The organism is Kitasatospora fiedleri (genome assembly GCF_948472415.1).
GTDB classification, from domain to species: domain Bacteria; phylum Actinomycetota; class Actinomycetes; order Streptomycetales; family Streptomycetaceae; genus Kitasatospora; species Kitasatospora fiedleri.
The window spans coordinates 4,932,551-4,948,095 of record NZ_OX419519.1; the positions used below are offsets into that span (position 1 = coordinate 4,932,551).

Consider the following 15,545-nt stretch of genomic DNA (forward strand, 5'->3'; position numbering starts at 1 on the left):
CCGTCAGAACCCGTGCAGCCCACCGGCTCCCGCAGCGCGTCACGGTCCGGAAACGGAACCGGAAGCGGAAGCGGAAGCAGAACCGGAAGCGGAAGCGGAAACGCCCCCGCCCCCGGAGAACCGGGGACGGGGGCGATCCGTTCCGTGCCGTACGGCGTCGTGCCGTGCCGCGCCTCAGCGCGTCAGAGCGAGAACACCTCTTCGATCAGCGCCTGCTGCTCGGCGGCGTGCCGCTTGGCGGAGCCGACCGCGGGGGCCGAGGAGGCCGTGCGGGCGACCCGGCGCAGCCGGGCGTTGCCACCGGAGCGGCCGACCACGACCTGCAGGTGGTCGACCAGGTTCATCGCGATGAACGGCCAGGCACCCTGGTTGGCCGGCTCCTCCTGCGCCCAGACGAACTGGACGTCCTCGCCGTAGCGGCTCAGCTCCTCCTGGAGCTCGGCCACCGGCAGCGGGTACAGGCGCTCGACCCGGACGATCGCGGTGTCGGTGGTGCCGCGCGCGGTCCGGGCCGCCTCCAGGTCGTAGTAGAACTTGCCGGAGGTGATGACCACCTTGCGGACCTGCGCCGGGTCGACCGTGCTGTCCCCGATCACCGGGCGGAACGAGCCGCTCAGGAACTCGGAGGTGGCGGACGCCGCGGCCTTCAGGCGCAGCATCGACTTCGGGGTGAAGACGATGAGCGGCTTGTGGTGCGGGTTGTGCGCCTGCCAGCGCAGCAGGTGGAAGTAGTTCGACGGCAGGGTCGGCATGGCGACCGTCATGTTGTCCTGCGCGCACAGCTGGAGGAAGCGCTCCGGGCGGGCGGACGAGTGGTCCGGGCCCTGGCCCTCCATGCCGTGCGGCAGCAGCAGGGTGACGCCGGAGTGCTGGCCCCACTTCTGCTCGGCCGACGCGATGTACTCGTCGACCATGGTCTGCGCGCCGTTGACGAAGTCGCCGAACTGCGCCTCCCACATGACCAGCGCGTTCGGGCGGGTCAGCGAGTAGCCGTACTCGAAGCCCATCGCCGCGTACTCGCTGAGCAGCGAGTCGTAGACGGTGAACCGGGCCTGGTCCTCGGTCAGGTACATCAGCGGGGTGTAGTCCTCGCCGGTGTTCCGGTCGATCAGCACCGCGTGGCGCTGGCCGAAGGTGCCGCGGCGGGAGTCCTGGCCGGCCAGCCGGACCGGGTGGCCCTCCATCAGCAGCGAGCCGATGGCGAGCGCCTCGCCGGTGGCCCAGTCGATGGTGTTGTCCTCGACCGAGGCGGCGCGGCGCTGCAGCTGCGGCAGCAGGCGCGGGTGCACGGTCAGCCAGTCCGGCAGGTTGACCTGCGAGGCGGCGATCCGCTTGACCATCTCGGCGGAGATGCCGGTCTGGATGGAGACCGGGAAGTCCGCGACCGGGCGGCCGGCCTCGGCCTGGGCCGGGGCGGCGACGGCCTCGCGGACCTCGGCGAACACCTTCTCCAGCTGGCCCTGGAAGTCCTGGAGCGCCTGCTCGGCCTCTTCCATGGTGATGTCGCCGCGACCGATCAGCGCCTCGGTGTAGAGCTTGCGCACCGAGCGCTTCTTGTCGATCAGGTCGTACATCAGCGGCTGGGTGAACGACGGGTTGTCGGCCTCGTTGTGACCGCGGCGGCGGTAGCAGATGAGGTCGATCACGACGTCCTTGTGGAACTGCTGGCGGAACTCGAAGGCCAGCCGCGCGACGCGGACCACGGCCTCCGGGTCGTCGCCGTTCACGTGGAAGATCGGCGCCTCGATCATCCGGGCCACGTCGGTGCAGTACATCGAGGAGCGCGAGGAGGCCGGGGCGGCGGTGAAGCCGACCTGGTTGTTGACCACGATGTGCACGGTGCCGCCGGTGCGGTAGCCGCGCAGCTGCGACATGTTCAGGGTCTCCGCGACCACGCCCTGGCCCGCGAAGGCCGCGTCGCCGTGGATCTGGATCGGCAGCACCGGGAAGGTGGTGCCGCCGAAGTCCAGGATGTCCTGCTTGGCGCGGGCGATGCCCTCGACGACCGGGTCGACGGTCTCCAGGTGCGAGGGGTTGGCGGCCAGCGACACCTTGATGGTCTCGCCGTCCAGGCCGGTGAAGGTGCCCTCGGAGCCCAGGTGGTACTTCACGTCGCCGGAGCCGTGCATCGACTTCGGGTCGAGGTTGCCCTCGAACTCGCCGAAGATCTTGCCGAACGGCTTGCCGACGATGTTCGCCAGCACGTTCAGCCGGCCGCGGTGGGCCATGCCGATGACGGCCTCGTCGAGGCGGTGCTCGGCGGCGGCGTCGATGGTGGCGTCCAGCAGCGGGATGAGCGACTCGCCGCCCTCCAGCGAGAAGCGCTTCTGCCCGACGTACTTGGTCTGCAGGAAGGTCTCGAACGCCTCGGCCGAGTTCAGCCGGCGCAGGATGCGCAGCTGCTCCTCGCGCTCCGGCTTGGTGTACGGCTTCTCCAGGCGCTCCTGCAGCCAGGTGCGCTGCGCCGGGTCCTGGATGTGCATGTACTCGATGCCGACGGTGCGGCAGTAGGTGTTGCGCAGCAGGCCGAGGATGTCGCGGAGCTTCATCATCTTCTGGCCGCCGAAGCCGCCGACCGCGAACTCGCGCTCCAGGTCCCACAGGGTGAGGCCGTGCGAGACGACGTCCAGGTCGGGGTGCTTGCGCTGCATGTACTCCAGCGGGTCGGTGTCGGCCATCAGGTGGCCGCGGACCCGGTAGGAGTGGATCAGCTCGATGACCCGGGCGGTCTTGTTGACCTCGTCGTCGTGGGTGGTGGCCACGTCGGTGGCCCAGCGCACCGGCTCGTACGGGATGCGCAGGGACTCGAACACCTCGTCGTAGAAGTTGTTCGCGCCCAGCAGCAGCTGGTGGATCGAGCGCAGGAACTCGCCCGAGGCCGCGCCCTGGATGACCCGGTGGTCGTAGGTCGAGGTCAGGGTCATGGTCTTGGAGATGCCCAGGCGGGCCAGCGTCTCCTGGGAGGAGCCCTGGAACTCGGCCGGGTACTCCATGGCGCCGACGCCGACGATGGTGCCCTGGTTCTGCATCAGGCGCGGCACCGAGTGCACGGTGCCGATGCCGCCGGGGTTGGTCAGCGAGATCGTGACGCCGGTGAAGTCGTCCATGGTCAGCTTGTTGGCGCGGGCCCGGCGGACGATGTCCTCGTAGGCCTGCCAGAAGCCGAAGAAGTCGAGCGTCTCGGCCTTCTTGATGGCCGCGACGACCAGCTGGCGGTCGCCGTTCGGCTTGACCAGGTCGATGGCGAGGCCCAGGTTCACGTGCTCGGGCTTCACCAGGTAGGACTTGCCGTCCTCCACCTTGTAGCTGTGGTTCATGCCGGGGTTGGCCTTCACGGCCTGGACCAGCGCGTAGCCGATCAGGTGGGTGAAGGACACCTTGCCGCCGCGGGCCCGCTGCAGGTGGTTGTTGATGACGATGCGGTTGTCGATCAGCAGCTTCGCCGGCACGGCGCGCACCGAGGTGGCGGTCGGAACCTCCAGCGAGGCGTCCATGTTGGACGCCACGGCCTTGGCCGGGCCGCGCAGCTGGACCAGCTCGGGACCCTCCGCGGCGGCCTTCGCGGGCGCGGCGGCGGCCGGGGCGGCCGCCTTCGGCGCGGGCGGCGCGGCGGGGGCGGCCGGGAGCGGCGCGGGAGCGGCCACCGGCTGCGCGGGCGCCGGCGCGACGGGCGCGGGGGCGGCGGGCGCGGCCGGAGCTGCGGCAACGGGAGCGGCAACGGGGGTCGGCTGGGCGCCGACCGGAGTTGCGGCCTGGGTCACTGGAGTCACCTCGGTACCGGGCTTGTAGTCGGCGAAAAAGTCCCACCAGGCACGGTCGACCGAGGCCGGGTCCTGGAGGTACTGCTGGTAGATCTCGTCGACGAGCCACTCATTGGGGCCGAAGCCAGTGGAGCTTGCCGAGCTGGGGGTTTCTTGGTGTGGCGACACGGGGCAACCGCCCTCTTCCGCTTCCTTTTGGGATGGTGGACAGCGGGGATTAAGGCTACGCCTCCGACCAGTGATCGCGCAGTCCCCGGTGGTCAGGCGTCGCCCAGATCACATCGCCGGGCTGGTTTTTGGCTGAATCCGAGCGTTAGAGATGCCGGAAATCAGGGAACTCGGCCCCTGATCGGTCGTGGTCATACCGGCGGAAAATCGGACGAACCAGTGGTCTGGACCATTTTACGGCTCGGGCCGGGGACCGGCACCGAGCAGCCCGGCCCCGGTTTGTACCGATTGCGCCACAGTCTCAGGCCGGGACCGGCGCCTCACCCGGGAGGGTGACCTCGATCCGGCAGCCCGCGGCCGCCTCCGCCACCCGAATCCGGCCGCCGTGCAGGTCCACCGCCCAGCGCGCGATCGCCAGTCCCAGGCCCGTCCCGCCGTCGCTGCCCGGCCCCAGCGCGGTCGGCGAACCGCTGCGGCCGAACCGCTCGAAGACCCGCTCGCGGTCCGCCGCCGGGATGCCCGGGCCCTGGTCCTCGACCTCCAGCAGCAGCCCGCCGCCCTCCGCCGCCCGGGCCCGCACCGTCACGGTGCCGCCGGCCGGCGAGTGCTTGCAGGCGTTGTCCACCAGGTTGGCCACCACCTGGTGCAGCCGCTCCGCGTCCGCCACCGCCGCCAGGTCGGCCGGCTGCACGTCCAGCGCCAGCCGGACGTCCTCGCGCCGGGCGTACGCGCCGCCCGCCGTCGCGCCGTCCACCGTCACCCCGCGCAGCACCCCGTCCAGGAACGGGCCGACCCGGAACGGGCGGGAGTCCAGCGGGACCACGCCGTCGTCCAGCTTCGACAGGTCCAGCAGGTGGGTGACCAGCCGGCCCAGCCGCTCGGTCTGCTCCAGCGCGGTGCCCAGGTTCTTCGGGTCCGGCTTCACCACGCCGTCCACCACGTTCTCCAGCAGGCCGCGCAGCGCCGCGATCGGCGTGCGCAGCTCGTGCGAGACGTTGGCGATCAGCTCGCGGCGGTGCCGGTCGGCGGCCTCCAGGTCGCCCGCCATCCGGTTGAAGGTGTCGGCCAGCTCGCCGATCTCGTCCCGCGAGGACACCTCGACCCGGGCGCTGTAGTCGCCCTCCGCCATCGACCGCGCCGCCGCCGTCATGTCGCGCAGCGGCGCCGTCAGGCCGTTCGCCAGGAACTGCATGAACAGCAGCGAGGCGATCAGCGAGAAGATCATGATCAGCCGGATCTGGGTCTCCGAGCGGATCGCCACCACCACCATCCCGGTGGCCAGCACCACCGAGACGACCACCAGCATGGCCAGCTTGCCCTTGATCGACCGGACCGGGTCGAACGGGCGGATGTCGGCCCACACCCGGTGCGCGGCGCGCGCCGCGAGCGAGGGCCGGGGCCGGGGGGAAGCCGGTTCGGCTTCCCCGTTGCGTTGCTGCGGAAAGGTCATGGTGTCCCTGCGACTCGTGCTCGGGGCGGGGCGGGGGCAGCCGCGCGGGCCCGCGGGCCCGGGACCGGCGGGGCCCGGTCAGGACAGCGGGGCCTCCAGCGCGTACCCCACGCCGTGCACCGTGCGGATCCAGCTCGCGCCGATCTTCCGGCGCAGCGCCTTCACGTGGCTGTCCACCGTGCGGGTGCCGGACGCGTCGGTCCAGTCCCACACCTCGGCCAGCAGCTGCTCGCGGGTCAGCACCGCGCGCGGCTGCGCCGCCAGGCAGGCCAGCAGGTCGAACTCGGTCGGCGTCAGGTGCACGTCGCCCGAGCCCAGCCGGACCCGGCGCTGCACGTGGTCGATCTCCAGCTCGCCGAACCGCAGCGACCCCAGCGCGGGGGTGCGGGCCGCCTGCTGGGCGCGCTCCACCCGGCGCAGCAGCACGTTCACCCGGGCCGCCAGCTCGCGCATCGAGAACGGCTTGGTCATGTAGTCGTCCGCGCCGACGCCCAGGCCCACCAGCAGGTCCGTCTCGTCGTCCCGCGCGGTCAGCATCAGCACCGGCACCGGGCGCTGCGCCTGAATCCGGCGGCACACCTCCAGGCCGTCGAAGCCCGGCAGCATGATGTCGAGCACCACCAGGTCCGGCTGCCAGGTGTGGAACCCGTCCACCGCGCCCGGCCCGTCGTGGGCCACCGCCACCTTGAAGCCCTCTGCTCCCAGCCGGGCCGCGATCGATTCGGCGATGGTGGGCTCGTCCTCCACGACGAGCACCCGTCGCTGGGTGCCCACCGGCCCACTGCTGATCGTCTCTTGCTGGATCTCTGTCACGGTCACGCCACCGCCCCCAGGGCTCGCGGGCCGGCCGTCCGGGGGGACGGCGGGCTCCGCTCGTAGTCGTCTTGTTCCGTCGTCGTCTTGCTTCCGCCGTGCCGTTCCGCGCGGGAGCGCCCGTCCGCGGTCGCGGCCGGTTTGGCAGGTCCCCGCTCGGACGGGCACGGGCCGATACCTTACCCGGAGCACTTGCGAGCCGTAACGGTACGTGTGCGAGCGGCAGGTGCCGGGGCGGAGGTCTTCACAGAAGTTCCTCAGACGGCTCTCACCCGGCACCCGTATCGTGGGCCGGACAAGGCGTTCTGGAGGCACCATGACCAGCGCGGAACTGCGTCGACGACTGATCCGCCCCGGGCTGCGGGCCGTGCCCACCCCGCGGGCCAACCCGTTCGCACTCGGTTACCTCGCGCTGCTGCTCGGCACCACCCTGTACGCGCGCCTGGGCGACCCGGAGACCGTGCACCGGCTCCAGTCCCTCTCCTCCACCGACGCGCACAACCTGCTCGTCCACCCCGCCCTCTCCCTGGTCGGCAGCGGCCTGTGGGTCGCCGGACCGGTCTGGATGCCGTACTTCTGGGCCTTCGCCCTCACCGTCGCACCCTTGGAACGACGCGTCGGCGGCCTTCGTGCCCTCGGCGTCTTCGGCGCCGGCCACGTCGCCGCGACGCTGCTCTCGCAGGCCGTCGTGGTCGCCGCGGTGGCGACCGGCCGGGCCGAGAAGGAGCTGCTCGACGCGATGGACATCGGCGTCTCGTACGGCGTCCTCGCCTCGCTGGGCGCGCTCGCCGGGCTGCTCGGCCCGGTGGGGCGGCGGACCGCGCTGGGCGCGGGCGTCGCGCTGGTCGGCCACCAGCTGGTGACCGACCCCGACCTGGTCACCTCGGTCGGCCACCCGGCGGCCCTGGCGGTGGGCGTCTCGCTCTGGCCGCTGCTGCGCGGCCGCGGGCCCCGGCCGCCGTGGCGGGTGCGGCGGGCGCCGGCCTGGCAGGTCCGGCCCCGCCCGGAGACCGCGTCCGCCGAGGGCTGACCGCCCGGCCCCCGCGCCGAACCCCGCGCCCCGACCGGGGTGCGGGGTTCTCGCGCTGCGTTCACTGACGGTGAACAACGGGTGGGGAACAATCGCGGTGCACCGAACCTTAGTCAGGTCAGCTCAACTTCACTGACTGGGGAGAGATCATGGCATCGACGTCCGTTCCACTCACCCTGCCCGTGCTGCCGCTCGACGACGAGGTAGTGCTTCCCGGCATGGTGGTTCCGTTGGAGCTCTCGAATCCCGAGGTGCGGGCCGCCGTGGAGGCGGCGCGCGCCGGGAGCGCCGGGGGCAAGCCGCAGGTGCTGCTGGTGCCGCGGCTGGACGGGTCGTACGCGGCGGTGGGCGCGCTGGCGACGGTCGAGCAGGTCGGGCGGCTGGCGGACGGCGACCCGGCGGCGCTGGTGCGGGCCGTGCGCCGGGTGCGGATCGGCGCCGGGACGACCGGGCCCGGGGCCGCGCTCTGGGTGGAGACCACGCCGTTCAAGGAGTCGGACCAGGGGCTGCCGGTGGCGGGGCGGGCGGCCGAGCTGGTCAAGGAGTACAAGGCGCTGTCGACGCAGTGGCTGCGCCGCCGCGGCGCCTGGCAGATCGTCGACCGGGTGGCCGCGATCGAGGACGTCGGCGAGCTGGCCGACCACATCGGCTACGCGCCGTTCGCGACCGCCGAGCAGAAGCTCAAGGTGCTGCTGGAGGCGGACCGCCCGGCCCGGCTGGAGTACGCGCTGAGCCTGCTGCGCGAGCACCTCGCGGAGGAGGAGGTCAACGACACCATCCGCAAGGACGTCGAGGAGGGCGTGGCCAAGCAGCAGAAGGAGTTCCTGCTGCGGCGCCAGCTGGAGGCGGTCCGCAAGGAGCTGGCCGAGCTGAACGGCGAGGCGGACTCCGAGGAGGACGACTACCGGGCCCGGGTCGAGGCCGCCGCGCTGCCCGAGAAGGTCCGGGAGGCCGCGCTCAAGGAGGTCGACAAGCTGGAGCGGTCCAGCGACCAGTCGCCCGAGGGCTCCTGGATCCGCACCTGGCTGGACACCGTGCTCGAACTGCCGTGGAACGAGCGCTCCGAGGACGCGTACGACATCGCCGGGGCCCGCGCCGTGCTGGACGCGGACCACACCGGCCTGGCGGACGTGAAGGACCGGATCGTCGAGTACCTGGCCGTCCGCAAGCGCCGGGCGGACCAGGGCCTGGGCCAGATCGGCGGACGCCGGGGAGGGGCGGTGCTGGCGCTGGTCGGGCCGCCCGGGGTCGGCAAGACCTCGCTGGGCGAGTCGGTGGCGAAGGCGATGGGGCGGTCCTTCGTCCGGGTCGCGCTCGGCGGCGTGCGCGACGAGGCGGAGATCCGCGGCCACCGCCGGACGTACGTGGGCTCGATCCCCGGCCGGATCGTCCGGGCGGTCAAGGAGGCCGGGACGATGAACCCGGTGGTGCTGCTGGACGAGATCGACAAGGTCGGCTCGGACTACCGGGGCGACCCGGCGGCGGCCCTGCTGGAGGTCCTGGACCCGGCGCAGAACCACACCTTCCGGGACCACTACCTGGAGGTCGAGCTCGACCTCTCCGACGTGGTGTTCCTGGCCACCGCGAACGTGCTGGAGGCCATCCCCGAGCCGCTGCTGGACCGGATGGACCTGGTCCGCCTCGACGGCTACACCGAGGACGAGAAGGTCGCCATCGCCCGCGACCACCTGCTGCCGCGCCAGCTGGCCAAGGCGGGCCTGGGCGAGGCCGAGCTGACGGTCGACGAGCGGGCGCTGCGCAGGCTGGCCGCCGAGTACACCCGGGAGGCGGGCGTCCGGAACCTGGAGCGGGCGATCGCGCGCATCCTGCGCAAGGTCGCCGCACAGGTCGAGCTGGGCGAGCGCGAGCTGCCCGCCGCGGTCGGCCCGGACGACCTGCGGGCCCTGCTGGGCCGGCCGCACCACGTGCCGGAGTCGGCCCAGGAGCCGGCCGAGCGCCGCACCGCGGTGCCGGGCGTGGCCACCGGGCTGGCGGTCACCGGGGCCGGCGGCGACGTCCTCTACATCGAGGCCTCGCTGGCGGACGCCGAGACCGGCTCGACCGGGCTGACCCTGACCGGCCAGCTGGGCGACGTGATGAAGGAGTCCGCGCACATCGCGCTCTCCTACCTGCGCTCACGCGGCGCCGAGCTGGAACTGCCGGTGACCGGGCTGCGCGAGCGGGGCATCCACCTGCACGTGCCGGCCGGCGCGGTGCCGAAGGACGGCCCGAGCGCGGGCATCACCATGACCACGGCGCTGGCCTCGCTGCTGTCCGGCCGCAAGGTGCGCACCGACGTGGCGATGACCGGCGAGGTGTCGCTGACCGGCCGGGTGCTGCCGATCGGCGGCGTCAAGCAGAAGCTGCTGGCCGCGGACCGCTCCGGGATCACCACGGTGATCATCCCGAAGCGCAACGAGGCGGACCTGGACGACGTCCCCGCCGAGGTGCTGGAGCGCCTGACGGTGCACCCGGTGTCCGACGTCCGCGAGGTGCTGCGGCTCGCCCTGGAGCCGGCCGAGGTGCTGGTGGCGGCGGCCTGACGCCTCGTCCGGCACCACCGGGGGCCCGCGGACCCGTCCGCGGCACCCCTGGTGGTCTCCGGGCGGCGCCGATGGGAGACTGCCCGCATGCCGTCCCCTACGCAGCGCGTGCTGGCCGCCGTCCCGGAGCGCTACCGGCCGTTCCTGGTCAAGCACCGCACGCTGGTGAAGTTCCTGGTGGTCGGAGGGACCTGCTTCCTCCTCACCATGCTGATCAACTTCGGCCTGAAGACCACCGTGCTGGAGAACAAGCCGGTGCTGGCGCTGACCGTCGCGACCGTGGTCACCACGGTGATCTCGTACGTGCTGAACCGGCAGTGGTCGTTCCGCGCGGTCGGGCGCAAGCGGGAGGCGGCCGGGTTCTTCGTGGTGAGCGCGCTGGCGGTGGGGGTGAACGACCTCCCGCTGGTGGCGTCCCGGTACGTGTTCGACCTCCGGACGCCGGACGTGAGCCACTTCGCGCAGGAGGTCGCCGACTTCTTCAGCGGGATGATCGTCGGCACCCTGCTGGCGATGGCGTTCCGGTTCTGGGCGATGAACCGCTTCGTCTTCACCGAGCTGGCCGAACGGGAGCCGGACGACCGGCAGCGGCCGGGGCGGGAGCCCGAACGGGTCTGACCCCCGCCCCGGCCGGGCTCACCCCTCGGCCGGGATGGGGCGGCCGAACCGGGGCGGCCGGGCCACCGCCAGGAAGGTCACCGCGACGCCGCCCACCGCCCAGGCCGCCAGCACCAGGAACGGCACGGTGAGGTGGGTGGAGTCCAGGTAGGCGATCGAGCGGGCCGCGGAGGTGCCGGCCCCGTTCGGGATCCACTCGCCGATCGCCCGCCAGAACGCGGGCAGCAGCGGCGGCGGGAAGACGCCGCCCGCGCTGGGGTTGCCCAGCACCACGAAGAGCAGCACCGCCAGGCCGATGCCGACCACGTCGAACAGGCACTCCAGGGCCATCGTGACGGCGCCGACCGAGAACACCACCAGGGTGCCCAGCCCGGTGAGCGCGGCGATCGAGCCGGGCAGCGCGTGCAGGATCGGACCGATGATCAGCGCGCCGCCGAGGCCCGCCGCGACCGAGTACAGCGCCAGCGTGCCCAGCCGCAGCAGCGCCCGGCCGGTGTTGGCCGGGCGGGAGCCGGCGCTGATCCCGAGGATCGAGGCGACCAGGTAGCCGCCCACGCACCAGCCGACCACCAGGTAGAAGGCGGACAGGCCCTCGGCGTCGCCCCCGGCCAGCGGGATGGTGTCGTCGACCACGACGGTCCGGCCCTGGGCGGCGGCCAGCTTGGTGACCACGCCCTCCGCGGCGGTGGCGGCGGCCGGGCCGCGGGCGTCGGCGACCAGCAGCGTGTCCTCGGTGCCGGTCGGGTCGAACACCCAGGCCGCGTAGACCTTCTGGTCCTTGATCCGCTCCCGCGCGGTGTCGCCGTCCGGCAACGCGGAGGCGCGCACCGCGCTGTCCGGGACGGACTCCAGCGCGCCGACCAGCTTGGGCGCGACCTCGGGCGGGGCGACCACCGCGATGGACAGCTCGTGCGGCGTCGGGTGGTGCAGCGCGCCCACGTACGAGGTGATGAAGCCGAGCTGGAGCAGCAGGACGGCGACCACCAGGAAGAACGCGCGGGGGGTGACCGCGTCCCGGAGGTCGCCGAGGAATCCCTTGCGCGGCTCTGCCGTGTGGGCCATGACGGGGCGTCTCCCTCTATATAGCGGGTCGAATGCGGCAAAAAAGTCAAAACGGATACTTCATATCATGAAACAGTTGCGTGCCGGGGGAGGCGCGAGCTGCGCGATACTGAGCGCCATGAGTGACCCCCTGGACCGGCGGAACCCCGCCGAACTGGCGTTCCTCGCGGTCGAGCGCGAGGTGGCGACGCTGTTCCGGCGCAGCCGGGCGCGGGCCGCGGAGACCTCCCGCCTGGTGCACCCCGAGCTGGAGGCCGGGGCGTACGTGCTGCTCGGGTTCATCCGGGAGTCCGGGCGGGCCCGGGTGACCGACGTCGGGCTGCACTTCGGGGTGGGCAAGGCCACCGTGAGCCGGCAGATCCGGGCGATCGAGGAGCTGGGCCTGCTCCGCCGGGAGACCGACCCGCTGGACCGGCGGGCTTCGCTGGTCTCGCTGACCGAGGAGGGCGAGCGGCGGTTCGCGGCGGCCCGGGAGGTGCGGATGGCGCGGTTCCGGGCCTCGCTGTCCGGGTGGGAGCTGGGCGAGCTGGAGCAGTTCGCCCGGCTGCTGGAGCGGTTCAACGAGCTGACCGAGGGGGTCTGAGGGCGGCCGGTCGGGAGGGTTTCTTTACTTGGGCTTGAAGAAAGTTGCCTCAGTCAACTATCGGCGTATAGTTGCTTGAGGCAACGAATTTTTAGTCGAAGGAAGCGCATGTCGACGACCCTCAAAGCACCGCCGCAGGTCCAGATGTCCCACCGCCAAGTCCTCGAAGCCCTCTCGGGCCTGCTGCTCGGCCTGTTCGTGGCCGTGCTCTCCTCCACGGTCGTCTCCAACGCGCTCCCGCGAATCCTCACCGACCTGCACGGCGGCGAGTCCGCGTACACCTGGGTGGTCACCGCCGCCCTGCTGTCGATCACCGCCGCCACCCCGCTCTGGGGCAAGCTCTCCGACCTGGTCAGCAAGAAGCTGCTGGTCCAGATCGCCATGGTGATCTACGTGTTCTCCTCGGCGCTGGCCGGCCTGTCGCAGAGCATCGGCATGCTGATCTTCTGCCGGGTGCTCCAGGGCATCGGCGCCGGCGGCGTGATCGCGCTCGGCCAGATCTGCCTGGCCGCGATGGTCCCGCCGCGCGAACGCGGCCGCTACAGCGGCTACTTCGGCGCCGTCTTCGCGCTCGCCACCATCGGCGGCCCGCTGATCGGCGGCGTCATCGTGGACACCTCCTGGCTCGGCTGGCGCTGGTGCTTCTACGTCGGCGTCCCGTTCGCCCTGGTCGCCATCCTGGTGCTGCAGCGCACCCTCAAGCTGCCCGAGGCCGCGGCCCGCAAGCCGAAGATCGACTACCTGGGCGCGACGCTGATCACCGCCGCCGTCAGCCTGCTGATGATCTGGATCTCGCTGGCCGGCAAGAACTACGACTGGGTCTCCTGGCAGACCTTCGTGATGGTGTTCGGCGGCCTGGCGCTGGCCGGCCTGTTCGTCGCGGTCGAGAAGCGCGCCGCCGAGCCGCTGATCCCGCTCGACCTGTTCCGCCACCGCACCGTCGCCCTCGCCGCGCTGGCCAGCGCCTTCGTCGGCGTCGGGATGTACGGCACCACCACCTTCCTCGGCCAGTACTTCCAGCTCGCCAAGGAGAAGTCGCCCACCCAGGCCGGCCTGCTCACCCTGCCGATGATCCTCGGCCTCGCGGTCTCCTCCACCGTGGCCGGCCGGCTGATCACCAAGTACGGCAAGTGGAAGGGCTTCCTGGTCGCCGGCACCGTGCTGCTCGCCACCGGCCTCGGCCTGATGGGCACCGCCCGGGCCGACACCTCGTACGCGCTGCTCGCCCTCTACATGCTGCTGGCCGGCATCGGCCTCGGCCTGACCAGCCAGAACCTGGTGCTCGCGGTGCAGAACACGGTGCCGCGCAACGAGCTCGGCGCGGCCAGCTCGGTGGTCACCTTCTTCCGCACCATGGGCGGCGCGATGGGCGTCTCCGCGCTCGGCGCGCTGCTCGGCAACAAGGTCGCCAGTTACGCGGCGGAGAACTTCGCCAAGGCCGGCATCCCGGCCGCCGGGGCGGGCGGCGACGGCATCCCGGACCTCAAGAAGCTGCCCGCGCAGATCGTCCCGCTGATCACCGACGCGTACGGGCACGGCGTCGGCACGGTGTTCCTGATCGCCGCGCCGTTCGCGGTGGTCGGCTTCCTGCTGGTGCTGTTCATCCGCGAGGTGCCGCTGCGCACCTCCAACGAGGAGCGGGCCGCCGCCCCCGCCGAGGCCAAGGCCGCGGAGCTGGTCGCGGACTGACCGGCGGTCCGCCGGACCGACGACACCCGAGAGACGACATGCGAGAAGGGCCCCCGCCGTACGGCGGGGGCCCTTCGCCGTGCGGTGCGCACGGGCGGGTGCGGTGGTGCGGGCGGTGCGGTGGTGCGGTGCGTACGGCCGGGTGCGGCGTGTACGGGCGCGGGTGCGGGTGCGGCGCTACTTGGCGGCGATCAGCGAGATGCCGTACAGCACCACGGCCGCGCAGGCCGCGAAGCAGACGCCCGCGGCGGCCAGCGCCGCCGTCCCCCGGCCGGTGCCCGCCGCGACGGCGGCCTCCCGGCGGGAGAGGGCGAGGTTGCCGAGCGCGAACACGGCGACCACGGCGACGGTCACGAGCAGGCTGACGCCCGCGGTCTCGGCCAGTGCGGCCCACTTGATGCTCATGGCGGGGGTTCCTCTCAGGCCGCGAGGGTGGTCGGGGCGGTGGGGGCGGAGGCGGGCACCTCGGTGACGGGGGCGACGTCCGCGCCGTGCACGTTGCCGGCGTGCACCGGCTGGCGGCGCGAGAGCAGCCACATCGAACCGGCGCCCAGCACCAGGACCAGGCCGACCACGGCCACGCCCCAGTCACCGCGGCCGGCCACCAGCGCGGCCAGGCCGGAGACCGCGGCGGCGGCCGGCAGGGTCAGGCCCCAGGTGTAGAACATCCGGCGCACCATGCCCCAGCGCAGCCGGCCGGACGGGCCGCCCAGGCCCGCGCCCATGATGCCGCCGGAGCAGACCTGGGTGGTGGACAGGCCGTAGCCCATGTGCGAGGAGGTCAGGATCACCGTCGCGGCGGCGGTCTCCGAGGCGAAGCCCTGCGGCGGCCGGATGTCGGCCAGGCCGGAGCCCATCGAGCGGATGATCCGCCAGCCGCCCATGTAGGTGCCCAGCGCGATGGCCGTGCCCGCGCTGGCGATCACCCAGGTCGGCGGGCCGTCGCCCTTGTGCAGGGCACCGGCCGAGACCAGGGTCAGCGTGATGATGCCCATGGTCTTCTGCGCGTCGTTGGTGCCGTGCGCGAGCGAGATCAGCGAGGAGGAGAGGACCTGCCCGCGGCGGAAGCCCTTCTCGGTGCCCGCCTTCGGCGCGCCCCGGGTGATCAGGTAGGCCAGCTTGGTGGCGCCCCAGGAGGCCAGGCCCGCGACCAGCGGGGAGGCGACCGCCGGGATCAGGATCTTGGAGAGCACGGTGGAGAAGTTCACCCCGTGCAGGCCGACCCCGACCACGGTGGCGCCGATCAGGCCGCCGTACAGGGCGTGCGAGGAGGACGAGGGCAGGCCCTTGAGCCAGGTCAGCAGGTTCCACAGGATCGCGCCGACCAGGGCGGCGAAGATGATCGAGGGCTGCAGTCCGGCCTTCTCGTTGACGAGGCCGCCCGAGATGGTGGTGGCGACCTTCACCGAGAGGAAGGCGCCGGCGAAGTTCAGCACCGCCGCGATCGTGACGGCGACCTTGGGCCGGAGCGCGCCGGTCGCGATGGAGGTGGCCATCGCGTTGGCGGTGTCGTGGAAGCCGTTGGTGAAGTCGAAGGCGAGCGCCGTGATGATCACAACGGCCACCAGGAACGTGATGTGTTCCATACCCAAACAATCGTCGAAGTGGTCGGACTGACGTTGCTGTCCTCGGCGAAGGTAAGGAGCCTCGGTGAACGGGAGGTTAACTGGGCGCGGAGTCCTGGTTCCCCCGGTGGCCCGGGAGTTGCCGGGGCGTTGGGTTCCGGTGGAGGCCGCGACCCCGCGGTGAGACCGTTCTCACACCCCGCGCCGGATGAGAATTCACCCGGCGGTCCGGAAAGCACCTGCCCCGAACACCCCTCCACGTG

At 72.3% G+C, this 15,545-nt stretch carries 11 protein-coding genes; 5 read left to right on the forward strand and 6 right to left on the reverse strand.

Translation table 11 applies throughout. The annotated features are described in order from the left end of the window. Positions 1-182 precede the first annotated feature (182 nt). The 3 genes from QMQ26_RS22785 to QMQ26_RS22795 all read right to left on the reverse strand — a co-directional run bounded on the left by QMQ26_RS22785 (position 183) and on the right by QMQ26_RS22795 (position 6,192). Positions 183-3,929, reverse strand: coding sequence for a multifunctional oxoglutarate decarboxylase/oxoglutarate dehydrogenase thiamine pyrophosphate-binding subunit/dihydrolipoyllysine-residue succinyltransferase subunit (locus QMQ26_RS22785; RefSeq protein ID WP_282202523.1), 3,747 nt, complete (start codon positions 3,927-3,929; stop codon positions 183-185). Positions 3,930-4,230: 301 nt separating this feature from the next. Continuing rightward, on the reverse strand, positions 4,231-5,379 hold the full coding sequence (locus QMQ26_RS22790) for a HAMP domain-containing sensor histidine kinase (RefSeq protein WP_100836390.1): 1,149 nt from the start codon (positions 5,377-5,379) through the stop codon (positions 4,231-4,233). A gap of 78 nt (positions 5,380-5,457) precedes the next feature. Further along, a complete protein-coding gene (locus tag QMQ26_RS22795) occupies positions 5,458-6,192 on the reverse strand; it encodes a response regulator transcription factor (protein ID WP_014138042.1) in 735 nt (244 codons plus the stop codon). A 316-nt stretch (positions 6,193-6,508) separates the two neighbouring features. Between QMQ26_RS22795 and QMQ26_RS22800 the strand changes: the two genes are divergently transcribed. The 3 genes from QMQ26_RS22800 (at position 6,509) to QMQ26_RS22810 (ending at position 10,383) form a co-directional block, all read left to right on the forward strand. Next, entirely contained in the window at positions 6,509-7,222 is a 714-nt protein-coding gene (locus QMQ26_RS22800) for a rhomboid-like protein (protein WP_282202524.1), read from the forward strand. Between the two features lie 149 nt (positions 7,223-7,371). Next, positions 7,372-9,765, forward strand: a complete 2,394-nt coding sequence (gene lon / locus QMQ26_RS22805) for an endopeptidase La (protein WP_282202525.1) — start codon at positions 7,372-7,374, stop codon at positions 9,763-9,765. Between the two features lie 87 nt (positions 9,766-9,852). Beyond that, complete coding sequence (locus QMQ26_RS22810) at positions 9,853-10,383, forward strand: GtrA family protein (protein WP_282202526.1); 531 nt, start codon at positions 9,853-9,855, stop codon at positions 10,381-10,383. 18 nt (positions 10,384-10,401) lie between these two features. On the opposite strand, the gene QMQ26_RS22815 is transcribed toward QMQ26_RS22810, so the two are convergent. Continuing rightward, positions 10,402-11,445 carry an ABC-2 transporter permease gene (locus QMQ26_RS22815; protein ID WP_100836386.1) on the reverse strand — a complete coding sequence of 348 codons (1,044 nt, stop codon included), beginning with the start codon at positions 11,443-11,445 and terminating at the stop codon, positions 10,402-10,404. A 118-nt stretch (positions 11,446-11,563) separates the two neighbouring features. On the opposite strand from QMQ26_RS22815, the gene QMQ26_RS22820 reads away from it, so the two are divergent. Together QMQ26_RS22820 and QMQ26_RS22825 are read left to right on the forward strand one after the other, a co-directional pair. Beyond that, complete coding sequence (locus QMQ26_RS22820; protein WP_100836385.1) at positions 11,564-12,028, forward strand: MarR family winged helix-turn-helix transcriptional regulator; 465 nt, start codon at positions 11,564-11,566, stop codon at positions 12,026-12,028. A 108-nt stretch (positions 12,029-12,136) separates the two neighbouring features. Beyond that, complete coding sequence (locus QMQ26_RS22825) at positions 12,137-13,717, forward strand: MDR family MFS transporter (RefSeq protein WP_404813940.1); 1,581 nt, start codon at positions 12,137-12,139, stop codon at positions 13,715-13,717. 177 nt (positions 13,718-13,894) lie between these two features. Here the strand turns inward: QMQ26_RS22825 and QMQ26_RS22830 are convergent, their stop codons facing one another. Together QMQ26_RS22830 and QMQ26_RS22835 are read right to left on the reverse strand one after the other, a co-directional pair. Beyond that, complete coding sequence (locus tag QMQ26_RS22830; RefSeq protein WP_100836383.1) at positions 13,895-14,122, reverse strand: hypothetical protein; 228 nt, start codon at positions 14,120-14,122, stop codon at positions 13,895-13,897. A gap of 14 nt (positions 14,123-14,136) precedes the next feature. Further along, on the reverse strand, positions 14,137-15,303 hold the full coding sequence (locus tag QMQ26_RS22835) for an inorganic phosphate transporter (RefSeq protein ID WP_282202527.1): 1,167 nt from the start codon (positions 15,301-15,303) through the stop codon (positions 14,137-14,139). Between the last annotated feature and the right edge of the window lie 242 nt (positions 15,304-15,545).